We start from the raw sequence: 15,978 nt of genomic DNA, 5'->3' as shown, positions 1-15,978 counted from the left end.
GTGACCGAACCTGAACTAAGTTGGCCGAACTGCGCGTAGACGTGCCCGGTGTACGAGGCATGAAGTGGAGATCAGCACGGCCAACTCGGCGCGCTTCAGCGTTGACAACTCACACTCGAGCCGCTCGAAGCCCCTTCGAGCCCCTCGTACGGGAGGCATTCCGTGACCGAAGCGATCTCCTACTTCCAGGACCGTACGTGTCCCTACCACCCGCCCAGCAGCTACCAGCCGCTCCGTGAGGCGGGGCCGCTGACACATGTCACCTTCTACGACGGCCGGAAGGTATGGGCGGTGACCGGCCATACCGAGGCCCGGGCGCTGCTGAGCGACCAGCGGCTCTCGTCCGACCGGCAGAACCCGGCCTTCCCGATTCCGATCGAACGCTTCGCCGCGCTCCGCCGGGTCAGAACACCGCTGATCGGCGTGGACGACCCGGAGCACAACACCCAGCGCCGGATGCTGATCCCCAGCTTCAGCGTCAAGCGGACCGCCGCGCTGCGGCCGGAGATCCAGCGGATCGTCGACGGACTGCTCGACCGGATGGTGGAACAGGGCCCGCCCGCCGAGCTGGTCTCCGCGTTCGCGCTGCCGGTCCCCTCGATGGTGATCTGCTCGCTGCTCGGCGTCCCGTACGCCGACCACGAGTTCTTCGAGGAGGGGTCCCGCCGTCTCCTGCGCAGCCGTACGGCCGAGGAGGCGGAGGACGCCCGCATCGAGCTGGAGGACTACTTCGGCGAGCTGATCGCCCACAAGGAGAAGAACCCGGGCGACGGGCTGCTGGACGAGCTGATCGAGGAACGGCTGCGGGCCGGTGCCCTTGAACGCGAGGAGCTGGTCCGGCTCGCCATGATCCTGCTGGTGGCCGGCCATGAGACCACCGCCAACATGATCTCGCTCGGCACCTTCACCCTGCTCGAACACCCCGAGCAGCTCGCCCGGCTGAAGGCCGAGGAGGGCCTGATGCCGGCGGCGATCGAGGAGCTGCTGCGGTTCCTGTCCATCGCCGACGGCATGCTGCGGGTGGCGACGGAGGACATCGAGATCGGCGGACAGCTCATCCGCGCCGACGACGGGGTGCTGTTCCCCACGTCCCTGATCAACCGGGACGACGCCACCTACCCGTCGCCGGACGAGCTGGACTTCGGCCGTTCCGCCCGTCACCACGTGGCGTTCGGCTTCGGGATTCACCAGTGCCTGGGCCAGAACCTCGCCCGCGCGGAGATGGAGATCGCGCTGCGTTCGCTGTTCACCAGGATCCCGGATCTGCGACTCGCCGTGCCGGCTGCCGAAATTCCCTTCAAACCGGGGGACACTCTGCAAGGCATGATCGAATTGCCGCTGGCCTGGTAGCAGCCATGACGGCAGACGAACGAAAGGGGTCCGGGATGCGGATCACCATCGACCAGGACGTCTGTATCGGCGCCGGACAGTGCGCCCTGACCGCACCGGAGGTGTTCACCCAGGACGACGACGGGTTCAGCGCGCTGCTGCCCGGCCGCGAGGACGGCGCGGGCGACCCGCTGGTGCGGGAGGCCGCCCGCGCCTGCCCCGTACAGGCCATCACGGTCGCGGACGACTGACCACCACCTCGCGGACGACTCGGCCGACGCGCACGGCCCCCGGCTGACACCGGCACCCCCAGCGCGCACGACACGTACCGCCCTCCTACTTGTTCCTACGGCATCCACCTCATCCGCTACCGCAACACCCCTTGGGTGACGGGCAGTTCGAGCACACCGGTGTCCTCGGGCGTGCTGGTGACCGTCACCGGCCTCACCCCGCGATTGCCCGCATAAGCGGAGTCGCTCGCGGCGATGACGAAGCGCAGTCGGTGCCCCGGCTCGTAACGGTGCACGATGGCCGGCAGTTCCACGGTGAACCTGCGGGTCACATCGGCCACCCGGGCCGGGGCCACCAACCGGTGCACCAGCGTCTTCCTGCCGTCCGGCGCGACATCGTAGAGCTTGGCGAAGAGCACCAGCCTGTCGGCCGCGTCCGCGGAGTTCTGCACCTGCTGGGTCGCCGGCGAGGCGACCTTCAGCGTCACCCTGGGCGCGCCCACCACGTCCACCGGTCCGCCCGCCACCGGCGCCGACGTCCAGTCCAGGTAGGTGCCCCGGGCGTCGTACGGCGCGGGGTCCGGCACGCCGAGCATGCCGGCCAGTGAGTCCTCCGAATGGCTGGTGGCGAACCGCAGATTGCGGAACTCCCGGCTGCCGCGCGCCACCTTGCCACGGTTGCCGACGAGCTTGCCGTCGCCGGAGAGGTACAGCCGCTGACCGCCGCCCGCCGGGACGGTGGGCGAGGTGGCGTAGGTGGGGCCGTCGGTCACCCAGTCCCGGTAGTACGCGAAGGCCGGCCCGGTGTCGGTCGCCGTCCGGTGGTGCAGATAGCGGCCGAACCAGGCGAGGATCCGCCGGCCCACGTAACTGGTCTCCAAGTTGCCCTGGGCGAGGTTGAGTTCACCCTTCGCCGGATTCTTCATCCCGCCGCTGTGTCCCCATGCCTGCCAGATCATTTTGGTCGGGGTGCCCTGGGCGGCGAGGGTCCGGTAGCTGGCGGTGGCCTCGTTCAGGTTGAACAGACTGTCGGCCTGTCCCTGGACGAGCAGTGTCGGTGCCTTGACCGACTTCAGATAGGAGACCGGGGAGACGCTGCGCGCGTAGTGGAGCATGGCCTCGGTCTTCTCGGCCGGGTACTTACCGGAATCCAGCAGCCGCTTGGTGTCACAGGCCCGCCCGACGAAGTGCAGACAGCCGGCGCCGCCGGTCCGCGACGGGTCCAGGTTCGGGTGGACCAGCCCCTGCGCCTCACCGATCAGGAAGAACCCGTTGGTCCACTGCCATTTGTACGCTCCGGGCAGCGCTCCGCCGGCGCCCCGCGCGCGGCCGGCGTTGTCGGGGTCGAGGGAGTAGGAGAGGTCGTTCCAGGTGATGAGCGGGACCAGCGCATCGACGCGGCGGTCGACCGAGGCGGTGGCCAGCTGGATCGCCCCGCCGTAGGACCCGCCGATCATGCCGACGCGCGGATCGCTCGCACCGTCCTTGGCGACGTAGTCCAGGCGGGTGCCGTTGTCGGCCGTACGGGTGCCGGCCAGCAGGTCGACCAGCCGGCTCGCCGCCCGGCCGTCGATCGCGGGGTCGTCCAGGGAGATCGGGCAGCCGGTCTTGCCGAACCCGAGCCCGGAGTAGGCCAGCGCCACATAGCCGCGGGCGGCGAAGGCCTTGGCGAGGGCGTCGGTCGCGCCGTCCGCCTTGCTGCCGCCGAAGCCGTTGGTGGTCAGCACGGCGGGCGCCGGGTGCGCGGCGTCGACACCGGCCGGGCGGTAGACGTCCGCATCCAGGGTGCAACGGCGCTCGCCGGCCCGGACGGTGACCTTCAGTGCGGTGACGGTGTACGGGTCGGTGGCGGCCGCGGCGGGGGCGGCCGGGGCGGTCAGAACGAGGGGCGCGGCGAGGGCGGTGCCGGTCAGCAGGGCGAGGGACCTGCGGAGTGCTGGGCGGGACACGGCTCGGGACACGCTGGGCACGTAGACCTCCACAAAACACGTCGTACCAACCAGTCGGTAACGGCGCGATCATGCTGTGACACGAGTAACGGACAAGTCAACGTCCCTGACGCGTTTCGCAGTTAGGACGTCAGTTCAGGCCCGCCGCGGCCCCGGTTCACACCAGTGCCGGATGCGCAAAGCTCAGCGTGCCGGCCGTCGCGTCCAGCTCGGCGGGGACGCCCAGCGGCAGCGTCAGCGCAGAGTCACCGTGCCCGAAGCCGAACTCCTCGGCCACCGGCACCCCGAGGCCGCCCAGGCGGTCCACCAGCACCTCCCGCACCCGCTCGTACGGCCCGCAGCGGGCCCAGGAGCCGAGGACGATCCCGTTGACCCCGTCCAGCCAGCCGGCGCGCAGCAGCTGGGTGAGCGCCCGGTCGATGCGGTACGGCGGTTCCCCGACATCCTCCAGCAGGAGCAGACCGCCGGCCGCGCCGCGCCTGGCCCACGGGGTACCCAACTCGGTCGCGAGCATGGCCAGACAGCCGCCGACGGTGACCCCACGGGCCCGTCCCGGCACCAGCGGCCGGGCGGTTGCCGAGGTCAGCGTACGGACGGAATCCGGCGCGAAGAGCGTGCGGCGCAGCTGTTCGCGGGTGGCGTCGTCCTTGAGGAAGACCTCGCCCGCGACGGCCGGACCGTGCAGCGTGGACACCCCCGCGCGCACCGCGAACGCCTCGTGCAGCACCGTCACATCGCTGAAGCCGATCAGCGGCTTGGCGGCCGCGGATCGGAGGGCGGACCAGTCCAGCAGGTCGACCATCCGCTGGGCACCGTAGCCACCGCGCGCGGTGAACACCGCCTTGACGGACGGATCGCACCACGCGTTCTGGAGGTCGCGGGCCCGGTCCTCGTCGGACGCCGCGAGATGGCCCAATGTGCCGTGGGTGCCGCGGACATGGGGCGCGGCGACCGGGTCGAGGTCCCAGCCGCGCAGCACGTCCAGTCCACAGTCCAGCCGCTCCGCCACGATCGGGCCGCTGGGTGCGACCACGGCCACCCGGTCGCCGGGGTGCAGCCGCGGCGGCCGGCGCAGCTCCGCCGCCGTCATCCGCGCAGCCGCGGCGGCCGGCGCAGCTCCGCCGCCGTCATCCGCGCAGCTCCAGCACCGGGACATCGCTCCGCGGGATGCCGAAGGTCTGGGCGTAGAGGGAGAGTTCGGCCTCCACGGCGCGCATGATGGTCTCCGCCCGGCGGAAGCCGTGGCCCTCGCCCGCGAACGGCAGATAGGCGTGCGGTATGCCGCGGCCGGCGACCTCGGCGAGGAACCGTTCGCACTGCGCGGGCGGGCAGATCACATCGTCCAGGCCTTGGAGCAGCAGGAACGGTGCGGTGATCCGGTCCGCTCGGTGCAGCGGTGAGCGCTCGCGGTAGCGGTCGGGGACCTCGGCGAACGGGCCGACCAGCGACTCCAGATACCGTGACTCGAAGTCATGGGTCTCGCCGGTCGCCCAGCCGGCCAGGTCCAGGATCGGGTAGCTGATGGTGCCGCAGGCGTAGAGGTCGGTGGCGGTCAGCGAGGCGGCGGTGGTCCAGCCGCCGGCGCTGCCGCCGCGGATGGCCAGCCGGGCGCGGTCGGCGCTGCCCTCGTCGGCCAGCGCCCGGGCGACGGCCGCGCAGTCCTCGACGTCCACCACGCCCCACTGGCCGCGCAGCCGCTCGCGGTACTCGCGGCCGTATCCGGTCGAGCCGCCGTAGTTGACCTCGGCGACGCCGATGCCCCGGGAGGTGAAGTAGGCGATCTCCAGGTCGAGCACCAGCGGGGCACGGCCGGTGGGGCCACCGTGCGCCCACACCACGAAGGGCGGCAGCTCGCCTTCGGGGGCGGTGTGGTCGGGGTGGTGCGGCGGATGGATATGGGCGTGGACGTCGCGCCCGCCGGGACCGGTGAAGGTACGGCTCTGCGGCCGCGGGTAGTAGGCCGGGTCCAGGATGTCGGCATGCCGGCAGGCGATCACCCGGGAGCGTCCGGTGCAGGTGTCCAGCTCGACGATCTCGTACGAGCTGTGCGGGCCGGCGGCGATGCCGACCACCCGGCTGCCGTGCACCGCGAGGTGGGGCGCCCATTCGGTCCAGGGGCCCGCCGAGTCGACCAGTTCGCCGCTGACCGGGTCGAGGATGCCGAGGGAGGTGGCGCCGCGGCCGTGGATGACCGCGAGGGTGCCGTTGTCCAGGGGCAGGAACCAGCGCTGGCCGATGTTCCACAGGGGGCCGCCGAACTCTTCCTCCCTGGCGGGGCACAGCCCGCGGCTCGCCACCACGTCGTCGTCCTCCCCCGGTCTCGGCTTCCCCCGACCGGGGGGACCCCCACCGTCGGGGTCGATGCGCTGCACCTCCCACCAGCCGCTGAGGTCCGAGACGAACAGCAGCGCGCCGTCGGCGGCCCACTCGATCTGTGCGACGGACTCGCCGCTCCCGCCGCCGTCCGGCGTGGTGGGTCCGAGGTCACCGACGAGCGGCCGGATCTCCTCGAACACGCCCCCGGCGGTGATCCGGGCGAGCATCACCAGCGTGCCGTCCCAGGGCATATGGGGGTGGTCCCAGGCGATCCAGGCCGCCCGCCGACCGTCCGGCGAGATCCGCGGACCGGTGACGAAGCGGTGCCGGTCGTCGCTCAACTCCCGTACGGCATCGCGGTGTTCGGCGGCCGAGCCATCGAGCGGCACGGCGGCGATCACCCGCCGCACATCCGTCGGCCGGTCGCCGGTGAACTCCTCCAGGACGCACCAGACCTCGCCGAGCTCCGGGCGCAGCACCGGATCGACCCAGCGCAGTCCGTCACCCACGCCGGAGAGCGGGGTGAGCGGGCACGGGGCCTCGTCGTGCTCCGGTGCGTAGGCGTACAGGCGCTGGTCGGCGAAGTTGCTGAAGACCACCAGCGGCCCGCGCTCGGTGACCGTGCCGGCCCAGGGCTGGCCGCCGTACTCCAGCACCCGGCTGCGGACGTTCCAGGGCGCGGGCAGCACCGACTCCTCGGTGCCGTCCGGCCGTCGGCGGATCAGTGCCCGCCGGCCGCCCTCGGCGGGCCGCGGCTCGGTCCACCACACCTCGTCGCCGACCACGCCGACGAAGGCCGGGCGGCCGTCGTGTGCGGCGACCATCCGGGCATCCACCGGGGACGGCCAAGTGCCGTAGGGAGCCGTGGTCACCATGGGGCGGGTCCTCTCGTTCGCCGGTCGGGCAAGGTGTCGGCCGTTCAGGCCACGCGCAGGAAGTGATCGAGCACCCGGACACCGAAGTGCAGACCCTCGACCGGTACGCACTCGTCCACCCCGTGGAAGAGCGCCTGGTAGTCGAAGCCCTCGGGAAGCTTGAGCGGCGAGAAGCCATAGCCGGTGATGCCCAGCCGGGAGAACTGTTTGGCGTCCGTGCCGCCGGACATGCAGTACGGGACGACATGGCCGTCCGGGTCGAAGCGCTCGATCGCGGCCCGCATCGCGGCGTACGTCGGGGAGTCGACCGGGGCCTGCAGCGCGACCTCGCGGTGGTGGTAGTCCCAGCTCACCTCCGGCCCGGTGAGCTCGTCCATGGTCGTACGGAACTCCGCCTCGCCGCCGGGCACCACCCGGCCGTCCACATAGGCGACGGCGGACCCGGGGATCACATTGACCTTGTAACCGGCCGTCAGCATCGTCGGGTTGGCGCTGTTGCGGACCGTCGGTTCGACCAGCTTCGCGGACGGGCCGAGCTTGCCGAGCAGCGCGTCGACGTCGAAGTGGGGCGAGGCGACATCGACCTCGATGGCGTGCAGCGCGGCGAGTTCGCGGAGCGCGGCCCGTACGGTCGGGGTGAGCCGGACCGGCCATTCGTGCGCGCCGATCCGGGCCACGGCGCCGGCCAGCCGGCTGACGGCGTTGTCGGGGTTGACCTTCGAACCGTGCCCCGCCCGGCCGCGGGCGGTCAGCTTCAGCCAGGCCGTACCGCGCTCCCCCGCCGCGATCGGGTACAGCTGCATCCCGCCGCCCGCGTGGAAGGTGAACGCGCCGGACTCGCTGATGCCTTCGGTGCAGCCCTCGAAGAGCTCGGGGTGCCGGTCGGCCAGGAAGCCCGAGCCGTCCTCGGCGCTGGCCTCCTCGTCGGCCGTGAAGGCCAGCACGATGTCCCGCCGCGGCCGCACTCCGGTGCGCGCCCAGAGCCGGACCGCGGCGAGCACCATGGCGTCCATGTTCTTCATGTCGATGGCGCCCCGGCCCCAGACCACGCCGTCGCGGACCTCCCCGGAGAAGGGGTGCGCGCTCCAGTCGGCGGGCTCGGCGGGCACCACGTCCAGATGGCCGTGCACCAGCAGGGCGTCGGCCGCGGGGTCGGTGCCCTCGATCCGGGCGACGACATTGGTCCGGCCCTTGCTGCGCTCCAGCAGCGTCGGCTCGATGCCGGCCTCGGCCAGCCGCTCGGCGACGTATTCGGCGGCCGGGCGCTCCTGGCAGGTGCCGTCACCGGAGTTGCTGGTATCGATCCGGATCAGATCGGAGGTGAAGCGCACCACCTCGTCGAGCGCCTGCTGGTTCACGCTGAAAGCGTGCTCTTCCTCAGCCATATTGTTCCTCCACGGCTGACGACACGACGGTGGTGACCGCCTTGAAGCACCGGATGGCTTCGTACATGTTCTGACTGGTATACGCGACCCGGCGCTCCCCGCTGCGCTCCACGCCGGGCACACAGGTCGCCGCGCCCACCAAATGCTCGGCGTCGAACTCCAACTCGAACCGGAACGGCCCGCCCCGGGCCGGTTCGTGACGGACCGCGAGCGCCGCACCCTTGCGGGCCGCGGCCCGGATGTCGGCCGCCGTACGGGCCGGTGGCCGGCAGACCGCCGCATAGCGCGACACATAGTCCTTGACCGCCACACCGGGCGCCTGCGGGGCGTACCCCAGCGCGTCCTGGCAGGTGCGGTCGTCGCCGGTGACCAGCACCACCGGCACGCCGTATTCGGCGACCACAAGGGAGTTCAGGAAGCCCTCGCTCGCACGGGTGCCGTCGACCCAGACACCGGTGAGCGTGTTGGCGAGGTATGTGTGCGCGAGGACGCCTTCGGTGCCCGCGCCGGTGTGGTAGCCGACGAAGGCGATGCCGTCGACATCGCCGTGCTGCACGCCCTCGACCATGCTCAGCGACTTGTGCCGCCCGGTGAGCATCTGCGCACGCTCGTCGAGCTGTTCCAGCAGCAGATTGCGCATCGTCCAGTGCGCCTCGTTGACGAGCACCTCATCGGCTCCGCCGTCGAAGAATCCGGCAATCGCCGCATTCACGTCGGAGGTGAACATATGGCGGCAACGCTCCCACTGGGGCGTGCCGGGCAGCACGTCGGCGGGCCAGGTCACGCCGGTGGCGCCCTCCATGTCCGCGGAGATGAGGATCTTCACATTCACCAGTCCTATCGCAGCTAGGAGGCGGTACGCACGATTCCTGACATCACTCGTTCACAACGGTTTCGAGGCGCCGAACGGCTTCCCCACCCTAACCAGGGCCTCCGGTGTGACGCCCCGTCCAGCACCTTCCAGGACCGCCCGGTTGACCGCAACACCCCGACCGGCACGACGGGGAGCCTCCGAACGCTCGTGTGGCGCCGTAACTCACACAGTTTCTGCCGCAAAGCGGAACGACTTCCGACGGTAATGCGACGGTCTTTCGGAGGACTTCTGTCAGCTGCCAAAGGCACTTGCCCCATGGGGTAGAACATGCCGGACCAGCTTCCCACGTGATGAAGCAGAGGCAGAACTGTGAGCGAAGCACTCAACGGCCCCCGGTTACCGCAGTCCGGTGCCACGCGGGCCGACATCAAGAGCGACCAACTCTCCCGGCTGACCGAACTGATCGCACAATCGCTTTGCGATCGCAATCCAGGCTTCCGGAAAATCCTTGAGCACGGCGGCCGCACGCAGGTCACCCAGCTGATCGAGGAGGTCTTGCGCACCGGCCACCCGCTGCCCGACACGGTGCGGGCGGTCATGCTGCGGACCGCCACCGACATCCACCTCGTGGCGTCCGCACTGGGCGACTGCCTCGTCAGCGCACCGGGCGAGGCACCGGGCCTGCTGATCCCCGGCGCGCTCGCCGAGGGCAGGGACGGCCGCGCCAAGCTGAAGGGCGTGCTGCGCCATCGCGCCGCGGCGGTCGGCCATGCGGTGCCGGCGCAGGACGCCGCGGCCTCCATACGCTCCGCGTCCCGGCTGCTCGACCTCACCTCACCGCACGACGGCCCCGACGCCGGGGTGGTCTTCGTCGACGACCACCTCTCCGCCCTTCTTCTCCTCCAGGACGAGTCGCTGGCCCACACCCTCATCGCCCGCCGCCTTCGCCCGCTCGCGGGGCTGACACCGGAGCGGTGCGAGCGCCTGGAAGCCACCCTGCTGGCCTGGCTGGGCGGGATGGGGGCCCCAGAGGTGGCCAAGGCGCTCAGTATTCATCCGCAGACGGTGCGTTACCGGATGCGCCAGCTGGAGAAGCTGTTCGGCGCACGGCTCCGTGACCCGCGAGCCCGGTTCGAGATCGAGATGGCACTCCGCAGTCGCCAGCTGATGGCGGGCGCCCGCCGACGCCGGGCGGCCGTCGGCCGCCGCCCGCGGGCCGCCACCAGGCTCCGCAGGCCCGTGCCGCGCCTCTAGAGACACCCCCCGCATTTGGCGAATGTCACACCCAAGCCGACCTCCCAAATACGGACATTCCACCTCATTTCTCTAAGGTGTCCACACCCCGGCGCCGTATCGTCTCCGTGACCCATGAACGGGGACGCAACCCGGCACACGGCTGCCAGGACCGGCTCACCGCCGGTCGCACGAGGCCGACCGCCCAGGGGCGGGACCTCCGGTACACAGCGGGACAGGACACCACCTTCATGCACGGATCACGCATATCGACCTGCACGCGCCGCGGGCTGGCCGCGCTCGTGGCCGCCGGATCGCTGCTCACGGTGCTCACCACGGCGACCTCGGCCGCGGCCAGTACCGCCAGCACCCCGGTGGGCGACTCCAAGGTCGTATGCACGTCGAAGAAGCCGGGCCTGGCCCCCGCGCTGTCCCAGGACATCGCCGACGCCCTCCACGGGCGTCAGGGCGCGTCGGCGCTGGCGATCTACGACCGGCGCACCCGGACCCACTGCGAGTTCAAGGCCGGTACGCACTTCGACTCGGCGAGTGTGGTGAAGGTCACCGTGCTCGGGGCCCTGCTCCGCCAGACCGAGGAGGCGCATCGCAAGCTGACGCCCCGCGAGGTCAAGCTGACCACCGCAATGATCACCAAGTCGGACAACGCCTCGACCAACGCGCTGTGGCACCAGATAGGCCCCGCCGGCGTCAAGCGCTTCCTCAACCTCGCCGCCATGCGGCACACCGTCCCGGGGCGGGGCGGCGCCTGGGGCCTCACCCAGGTCACCGCCGGCGACCAGCTCACGCTGATGCAGCTGCTGACGACCGACAACGCGGTGCTCACCCCGGCCTCCCGCGGCTACGCGCTCGACCTGATGCACCGGGTCGCCGCCGACCAGCGCTGGGGAGTTCCCGCCGGCGCGCCCGCCACGGCGACCGTGCACGTCAAGAACGGCTGGCTGCCCCGCAAGACCGACGGCTGGCGGGTGAACAGCGTCGGCACCTTCACCGGCGGCGGCCACGACTACGGCATGGCCGTCCTCTCCACCGGAAACCACACCATGGACTACGGCGTGGCCACCATCGAGGCAGCCGCCCGCGTCATCCACCGCGACCTGACGCGCTGAGTCCGGCGCCGCGGCGTCCGCACCGCCCTACCTCCGGTTGGGATAGATCCGCTTCCCCGGCAACTGCAGACGGGTGCAGCCCCGCCGCTCCGCCTGGTCACGGGCGAACGCGACCAGCAGCGGCCGCAGTTCGCGTGCCGGCAGGCTCCGGGCCTGATCGACCGGATATGCGCTCGCCTCGTAGTGCGCGGACTCTCCGTCGCAGTGGGCCGCCGCGGTCCCGAAGTGCTCGCTCATCAAGGGACCTGTTCCCTCGAAATCGCCTGGAAGAGCGACATTGGCGCCGATCAGCGTCGCGAAGGACTTGTCGGTCCAGTTCCCGTACCAGCCGCTGAAGTCGGCGTACGGCTGCCCGCTCGCGGCGTCCACCAGCTGGCAGCTGGTGATCGGCGTACGGGCCTCGGTGGACACGACCCGCCACGGCTTGCCGGACGGGTTCTTCGGCAGCCGCACCCGGCCCAGCCAGCCGCAGTTGGCGCCGCCCGCCGCCGGCGCCACCGCCTTCTCCTCGACCACGGCCCGCTTCGGCAGCGGCAGCTCCGGCGCCCCGCAACCCAGCTTCCGGGACACGCCGTTGGCGAGGGAGACCGCGACCCGCAAGGTGGCGGGCGTGCCGTTCTTCTCGTCCCAGGCGCCGATCACCCGTGTGACCAGCCGCCGCTTGCGCCCGGAGGAGTCCCGTCGCAGATCCGGGCAGTCCTGAACGATGTAGTGCCCCAGGTCGCTCTGGAAGCCGGGGATCCCCGACGGAAAGACGAACCGCGGCCGGGTGGGAATGGTGAATTCGCCGGTGAGCTCGCGATCCACCTCGTCGGGGTCGGACTCGACGTCCACGGCCAGCGAGAAGTGACCGTCGTCCGTGTCCACCCCGCACTTCAGCCGGCCGTGGGCGAGATCCGCCTCCTCCTTGCCGGCCTGTAGTTGCTTGTCGGGGAGTACGTCGGCCAGGTCGTCCGCCGACAGCAGTCCGTCGCAGATGGTCCCCGCGTACCACCACGGCTGCCACAGCGGCTTCGAGACGTACCCACCGCCCACGAGCACCACCAGGACCACCGCGATGACGGCCGCCACCTCACGGCTCGGCACACACTTCCGCCAGCCCGCTGCTGCCACAACTCCCCCGTTCCCCCATGGTTCCGCGGCGCAAAACCCTACGCGCCACGCCGGGTTGGCCCGTCGGCGGGGGCGCGCCGCCCCGATGTCTGCGGTACGACTATGCACTCCCCAGGGTGACCGGCGCCCCGATCGCCCTCGCGGGTGACGCGACCAGCGGTATCAACGCCGCATGATCGAGGAAGCACATCCGGCGAGCCAGAAGGCAGCATCATCGCCGCCGGCCCGCCGCCCCACACCACTCTCCGGGAGGAACTCGGTGGCAGGCCGCGTCAAGGCAGACCTCAAGGGAGTTCCCCAAACGGCGTTGTGGACGCTCTATCACCGCGCCACCGAGGCCGCCCGCCCCGACACCGTGCTGCCCGATCCACGCGCCGTACAGCTGGTCGCGGAGGTGGACTTCCCCTTCCGGGAACGGCTGGGCGCCGCCCGCCCCTGGGTGGCGCAGGCCATTGCGCTGCGCGCCCTCGGCTTCGACGGCGTGGTGCGCGAATTCCTCGCCGCCCACCCGGACGGCACCGTGATCGCTCTCGGCGAGGGACTGGAGACGCAGTTCTGGCGGGTGGACAACGGCCGGGCCCAGTGGGTCACCGTCGATCTGACCGACCCGTTGGCGCTGCGCCGGCGCGTACTGCCGCACGGCACGCGGCAACGGCTGGTGGCCTGCGACGCCCGCGACAGCCAATGGATGACGGGCATCGACGGCTCGCGCGGCGTCCTGGTGACCGCCCAGGGCCTGATGATGTATCTGCAGCCCGCGCAGGTGACCCATCTGATCGCCACCTGCGCCGGCGCGTTCCCCGGCGGCACGATGGTGTTCGACACCGTGTCGCGACGCTTCAGCGCCCGCACCCGCGCCGGCGCCAAGGGGCCCGGCGGCCATTGCCTGCCCCCGATGCCCTGGGGCATGGACGCTGCCGACCGGGCCCAGCTGCGCTCGGTCCATCCGGCCGTCACCGATGTGGCCGACGTCCCGCTCCCCGCGGGCCGCGGCTTCCTCGGCTATCTCGCGCCTCGCGCCGCCGCCCTGCCCCTGCTTCGCAGGGACCGCCCGCTCATCACCCGCCTGCGCTTCGCCGCGGCCCCCGCCGTCGCCCCCGTGCCCGGTCAGCCCTGACGGTTCTGCGGGACCCCGGCGAGAAACGCGTCCACGCGCTCAGCCGCACCTTCCCGAACGCGGTCTGCACCGTCCGCTGCCCATGGGGGCTCGGGCAGTCCGCCCATCGCTGCGACTTCTTGACGCTTCGTCACCTACGCACGACATAGCGCCTACGCATGCCCTCAACCACCCGCGCGACCGGCCACCACCCAGTTCGTCGGCAGCTCGATCCGGCTGCCGTCCACCCCGTACTCCGTGGTCGCCAACGGCAGCTGCCCCGCCGCGGCGGCCTCCAGACCGTGGGTCGTCAGCAGTTCGGGAACCACGGAGTCGGCCATTTCGCCGGGCGAGATGCCGTGCGAGAGGACCGCCGGCAGCTTCGCGGGCGGTCCGTCGGGGCGCTGTGCAAGCGACAGCAGGATCTCCCGGGACGACTCGGCCGGCTCGACGGCGAAGAGCCGGCCGCGGGCGCCGAGGAGCGCGGCGCTGTTCGCCACGATCCGCGCGCGGTCCTCGGGCGTGCACTGGTGCAGCACTCCCCGCAGATAGATATTGACGTCGCCCAGTTCGCCGTGCAGCGCAGCGGCCGCCTTCTCGTCGGTGGCGTCCACCGGTCGGAATACGGCCACGGACCGTACGTCGTCGGACCGTGCACGGTCGATCGCCGCCGTGGAGAGGTCGATGCCGAGGGTGCGCGCGTAGTGGCCCGCCAGGTAACGGGTCTGGGTTCCGTTGCCGCAGCCCAGGTCCACGAGCGGCAGTCCGGCGTCGAAGTGCTCCCGGAAGAGCGGCAGATGGAGCTGCGCGGTCACGGACGGATCGGCGTCCCAGAAGACCTGGCCCTCGCCGGCCGGCGCATCGCGCCAGAAGGCTTCCCATGCCTGCGGAGTGTGGCTCGCGGCGGTCATGGCCCCATTGCTATGCCCGCGGTGATCGGCCCGCAAGAGTGGTGACGGCGCTTTCACCCGGTGTTCGAGGGCCGGGGGCGCGAGGCGTTCGGCAGCGACTGCTCGAACCACACGGTCTTGCCGGTGGGCGTACGGCTGGTCCCCCACTCCCGTGCCAGCCGGCTGACCACCCGCAGCCCGCGCCCGAAGGTGTCTTCGGCGCCGGCGCTCAGCAGTTGGGGCAGCGCGGCGAGTTCGGTGCCGGTGACCCGGTCCATGTCGTTGAATTCCGTACGCTCCGGGTGCCGCAGCAGGATCATGAAGCCGAGCACGACATTGCGCGCCTTGAGCGGGACGACCAGCAGCGACCGGCGGTTGATCAGCGGGCTGATGTCCCGCTTCTCGAACTGTGCCGCGATGGCGTGGCCCATCTCGTCGCTGATCCGCGGCACCAGGACCGGCTGTCCGGTGGTCATGCACCGGAAGAACGGTGTGTGGACGGGGAACGGCATCGACTCGCCGACCGGGACGACATCGTCCCAGCGCCCCGGCTCGTCGTTGTGCTCGACCGCGACCCGGTGCCACATCGTCGTGGCGTCCGGCGGCCCGTCGGGGAAGCCCTCGCCGGCGAGGACCTGTTCGCGCAGATAGGTGCCGGCGACATCGGTGAAGTGCGGGACGACGGCCGCGCTGACCTCCTGGATCGTGCGGGCCAGGTCGAGCGAGGTGCCGATGCGCCCGCTGACCTCGTTGAGGAACTCCAGCCGCTCGCGCACCGCGGCATATTCGAGGTCGGACGCCAGCTCGGCGGCGGCCGCCGCGGCGGCCCGCGGATCGTCCGCCACGGCGTTCGCCGTCCGCAGCAGCCGGCTCCGCCGCTCGACGCGGCGCGGTACGCCCCGGTCCGGGGTCACCGGGAAGCGCTCGTGCCGGCCGATCTCCAGCACCGGATAGCCCAGCTCCAGCACCTGGGAGACGATCCGGGCGCTCTCCTGTGGGCTCATGCTCGGCAGGATCTCCGGCAGCCGGCGGGCCAGCTCCTCGGCGCCGGGGAAGTCGGTGTGCAGCGCGAAGGCGGGCGCGAACCGCTCGCGCCCGCCGCCGCCCTTGCTCCGCTCACCGGGTAACCGGGCGGCGTCCGCGGCGAGTACGAGGATCCGCTCGGTGCCGGGGCCGACCAGGGGGTACGCCCACCACACCAGGTCCACCGGGGCCGAGCCGGCGACCATGCGGGCCCGCCCGGCGGTGGGGTAGAGCGTGCCGCCGTCCAGCGAGGCCTCCAGATCGGCCCCGTCGCCCTCCCCGGGGGCGTCCGGCCCCTCGTCCCACTCCTTGTCGCCGAGCGCGCCGGTGACCGGCAGCAGATCGACGGCGGGGGCGCCCACCGCCTCCTCGCGGGTGGGGCCGAAGAGCCTGCGGGCACCGCTGCTCCGGTGGGAGATCCGGCCGTCCGCGTCCACCACCACGACCGCAAGCGGAATCCGTCCGGGCGCCGCATCCCGGGGCGCGGGCACCCGGGGGGCCGCGCCGTTCGTGTCGGCGCCGTGCGACGAGCCACGCTCCATGGGCGGTTGCTCCTTCGTACACCGACCGTGCGCCATCGCTTCCACGGTACGGCCGA

The 15,978-nt window shown here is 71.6% G+C and carries 12 protein-coding genes and 1 pseudogene; 5 read left to right on the top strand and 8 right to left on the bottom strand.

Going from position 1 to position 15,978, the window contains the following annotated elements:
• Positions 1-162: 162 nt before the first annotated feature.
• Both KI385_RS35860 and KI385_RS35855 read left to right on the top strand, forming a co-directional pair.
• Positions 163-1,350, top strand: coding sequence for a cytochrome P450 (locus tag KI385_RS35860; RefSeq protein ID WP_238576203.1), 1,188 nt, complete (start codon positions 163-165; stop codon positions 1,348-1,350).
• 35 nt (positions 1,351-1,385) lie between these two features.
• Complete coding sequence (locus KI385_RS35855) at positions 1,386-1,580, top strand: ferredoxin (RefSeq protein ID WP_238576202.1); 195 nt, start codon at positions 1,386-1,388, stop codon at positions 1,578-1,580.
• A 116-nt stretch (positions 1,581-1,696) separates the two neighbouring features.
• Here the strand turns inward: KI385_RS35855 and KI385_RS35850 are convergent, their stop codons facing one another.
• The 5 genes from KI385_RS35850 to KI385_RS35830 form a co-directional block, all read right to left on the bottom strand.
• Positions 1,697-3,520 carry a CocE/NonD family hydrolase gene (locus KI385_RS35850; protein WP_238577998.1) on the bottom strand — a complete coding sequence of 608 codons (1,824 nt, stop codon included), beginning with the start codon at positions 3,518-3,520 and terminating at the stop codon, positions 1,697-1,699.
• Between the two features lie 145 nt (positions 3,521-3,665).
• A complete protein-coding gene (locus tag KI385_RS35845; RefSeq protein WP_238576201.1) occupies positions 3,666-4,598 on the bottom strand; it encodes a S66 peptidase family protein in 933 nt (310 codons plus the stop codon).
• A 37-nt stretch (positions 4,599-4,635) separates the two neighbouring features.
• A complete protein-coding gene (locus tag KI385_RS35840) occupies positions 4,636-6,699 on the bottom strand; it encodes a S9 family peptidase (protein WP_238576200.1) in 2,064 nt (687 codons plus the stop codon).
• Between the two features lie 44 nt (positions 6,700-6,743).
• Complete coding sequence (locus KI385_RS35835; protein ID WP_238576199.1) at positions 6,744-8,084, bottom strand: M20/M25/M40 family metallo-hydrolase; 1,341 nt, start codon at positions 8,082-8,084, stop codon at positions 6,744-6,746.
• A complete protein-coding gene (locus KI385_RS35830; RefSeq protein ID WP_238577997.1) occupies positions 8,077-8,910 on the bottom strand; it encodes a M55 family metallopeptidase in 834 nt (277 codons plus the stop codon). Before KI385_RS35830 ends, KI385_RS35835 begins: the two co-directional genes overlap by 8 nt.
• Before the next feature lie 357 nt (positions 8,911-9,267).
• Here KI385_RS35830 and KI385_RS35825 point away from each other — a divergent pair, with 357 nt between their 5' ends.
• Both KI385_RS35825 and KI385_RS35820 read left to right on the top strand, forming a co-directional pair.
• Positions 9,268-10,152 carry a PucR family transcriptional regulator gene (locus KI385_RS35825; RefSeq protein WP_238576198.1) on the top strand — a complete coding sequence of 295 codons (885 nt, stop codon included), beginning with the start codon at positions 9,268-9,270 and terminating at the stop codon, positions 10,150-10,152.
• Between the two features lie 230 nt (positions 10,153-10,382).
• Positions 10,383-11,258 carry a serine hydrolase gene (locus KI385_RS35820; protein ID WP_238576197.1) on the top strand — a complete coding sequence of 292 codons (876 nt, stop codon included), beginning with the start codon at positions 10,383-10,385 and terminating at the stop codon, positions 11,256-11,258.
• Between the two features lie 27 nt (positions 11,259-11,285).
• Here KI385_RS35820 and KI385_RS35815 read toward each other — a convergent pair whose 3' ends face one another.
• On the bottom strand, positions 11,286-12,344 hold the full coding sequence (locus tag KI385_RS35815) for a hypothetical protein (RefSeq protein WP_238576196.1): 1,059 nt from the start codon (positions 12,342-12,344) through the stop codon (positions 11,286-11,288).
• A gap of 199 nt (positions 12,345-12,543) precedes the next feature.
• On the opposite strand from KI385_RS35815, the gene KI385_RS35810 reads away from it, so the two are divergent.
• A complete protein-coding gene (locus KI385_RS35810; RefSeq protein ID WP_238576195.1) occupies positions 12,544-13,488 on the top strand; it encodes a class I SAM-dependent methyltransferase in 945 nt (314 codons plus the stop codon).
• Positions 13,489-13,652: 164 nt separating this feature from the next.
• On the opposite strand, the gene KI385_RS35805 is transcribed toward KI385_RS35810, so the two are convergent.
• Positions 13,653-14,378, bottom strand: coding sequence for a class I SAM-dependent methyltransferase (locus KI385_RS35805; RefSeq protein WP_238576194.1), 726 nt, complete (start codon positions 14,376-14,378; stop codon positions 13,653-13,655).
• Between the two features lie 224 nt (positions 14,379-14,602).
• Positions 14,603-15,922 (bottom strand): annotated as a pseudogene (locus KI385_RS35800) (PAS domain-containing protein); the annotation flags it as partial.
• Between the last annotated feature and the right edge of the window lie 56 nt (positions 15,923-15,978).

This window comes from Streptomyces inhibens, from assembly GCF_022221585.1.
Classification (GTDB): Bacteria; Actinomycetota; Actinomycetes; order Streptomycetales; family Streptomycetaceae; genus Streptomyces; species Streptomyces inhibens.
Note: the sequence above shows the minus strand (reverse complement) of the source record. Positions and strands in the feature narration are given on the sequence as shown.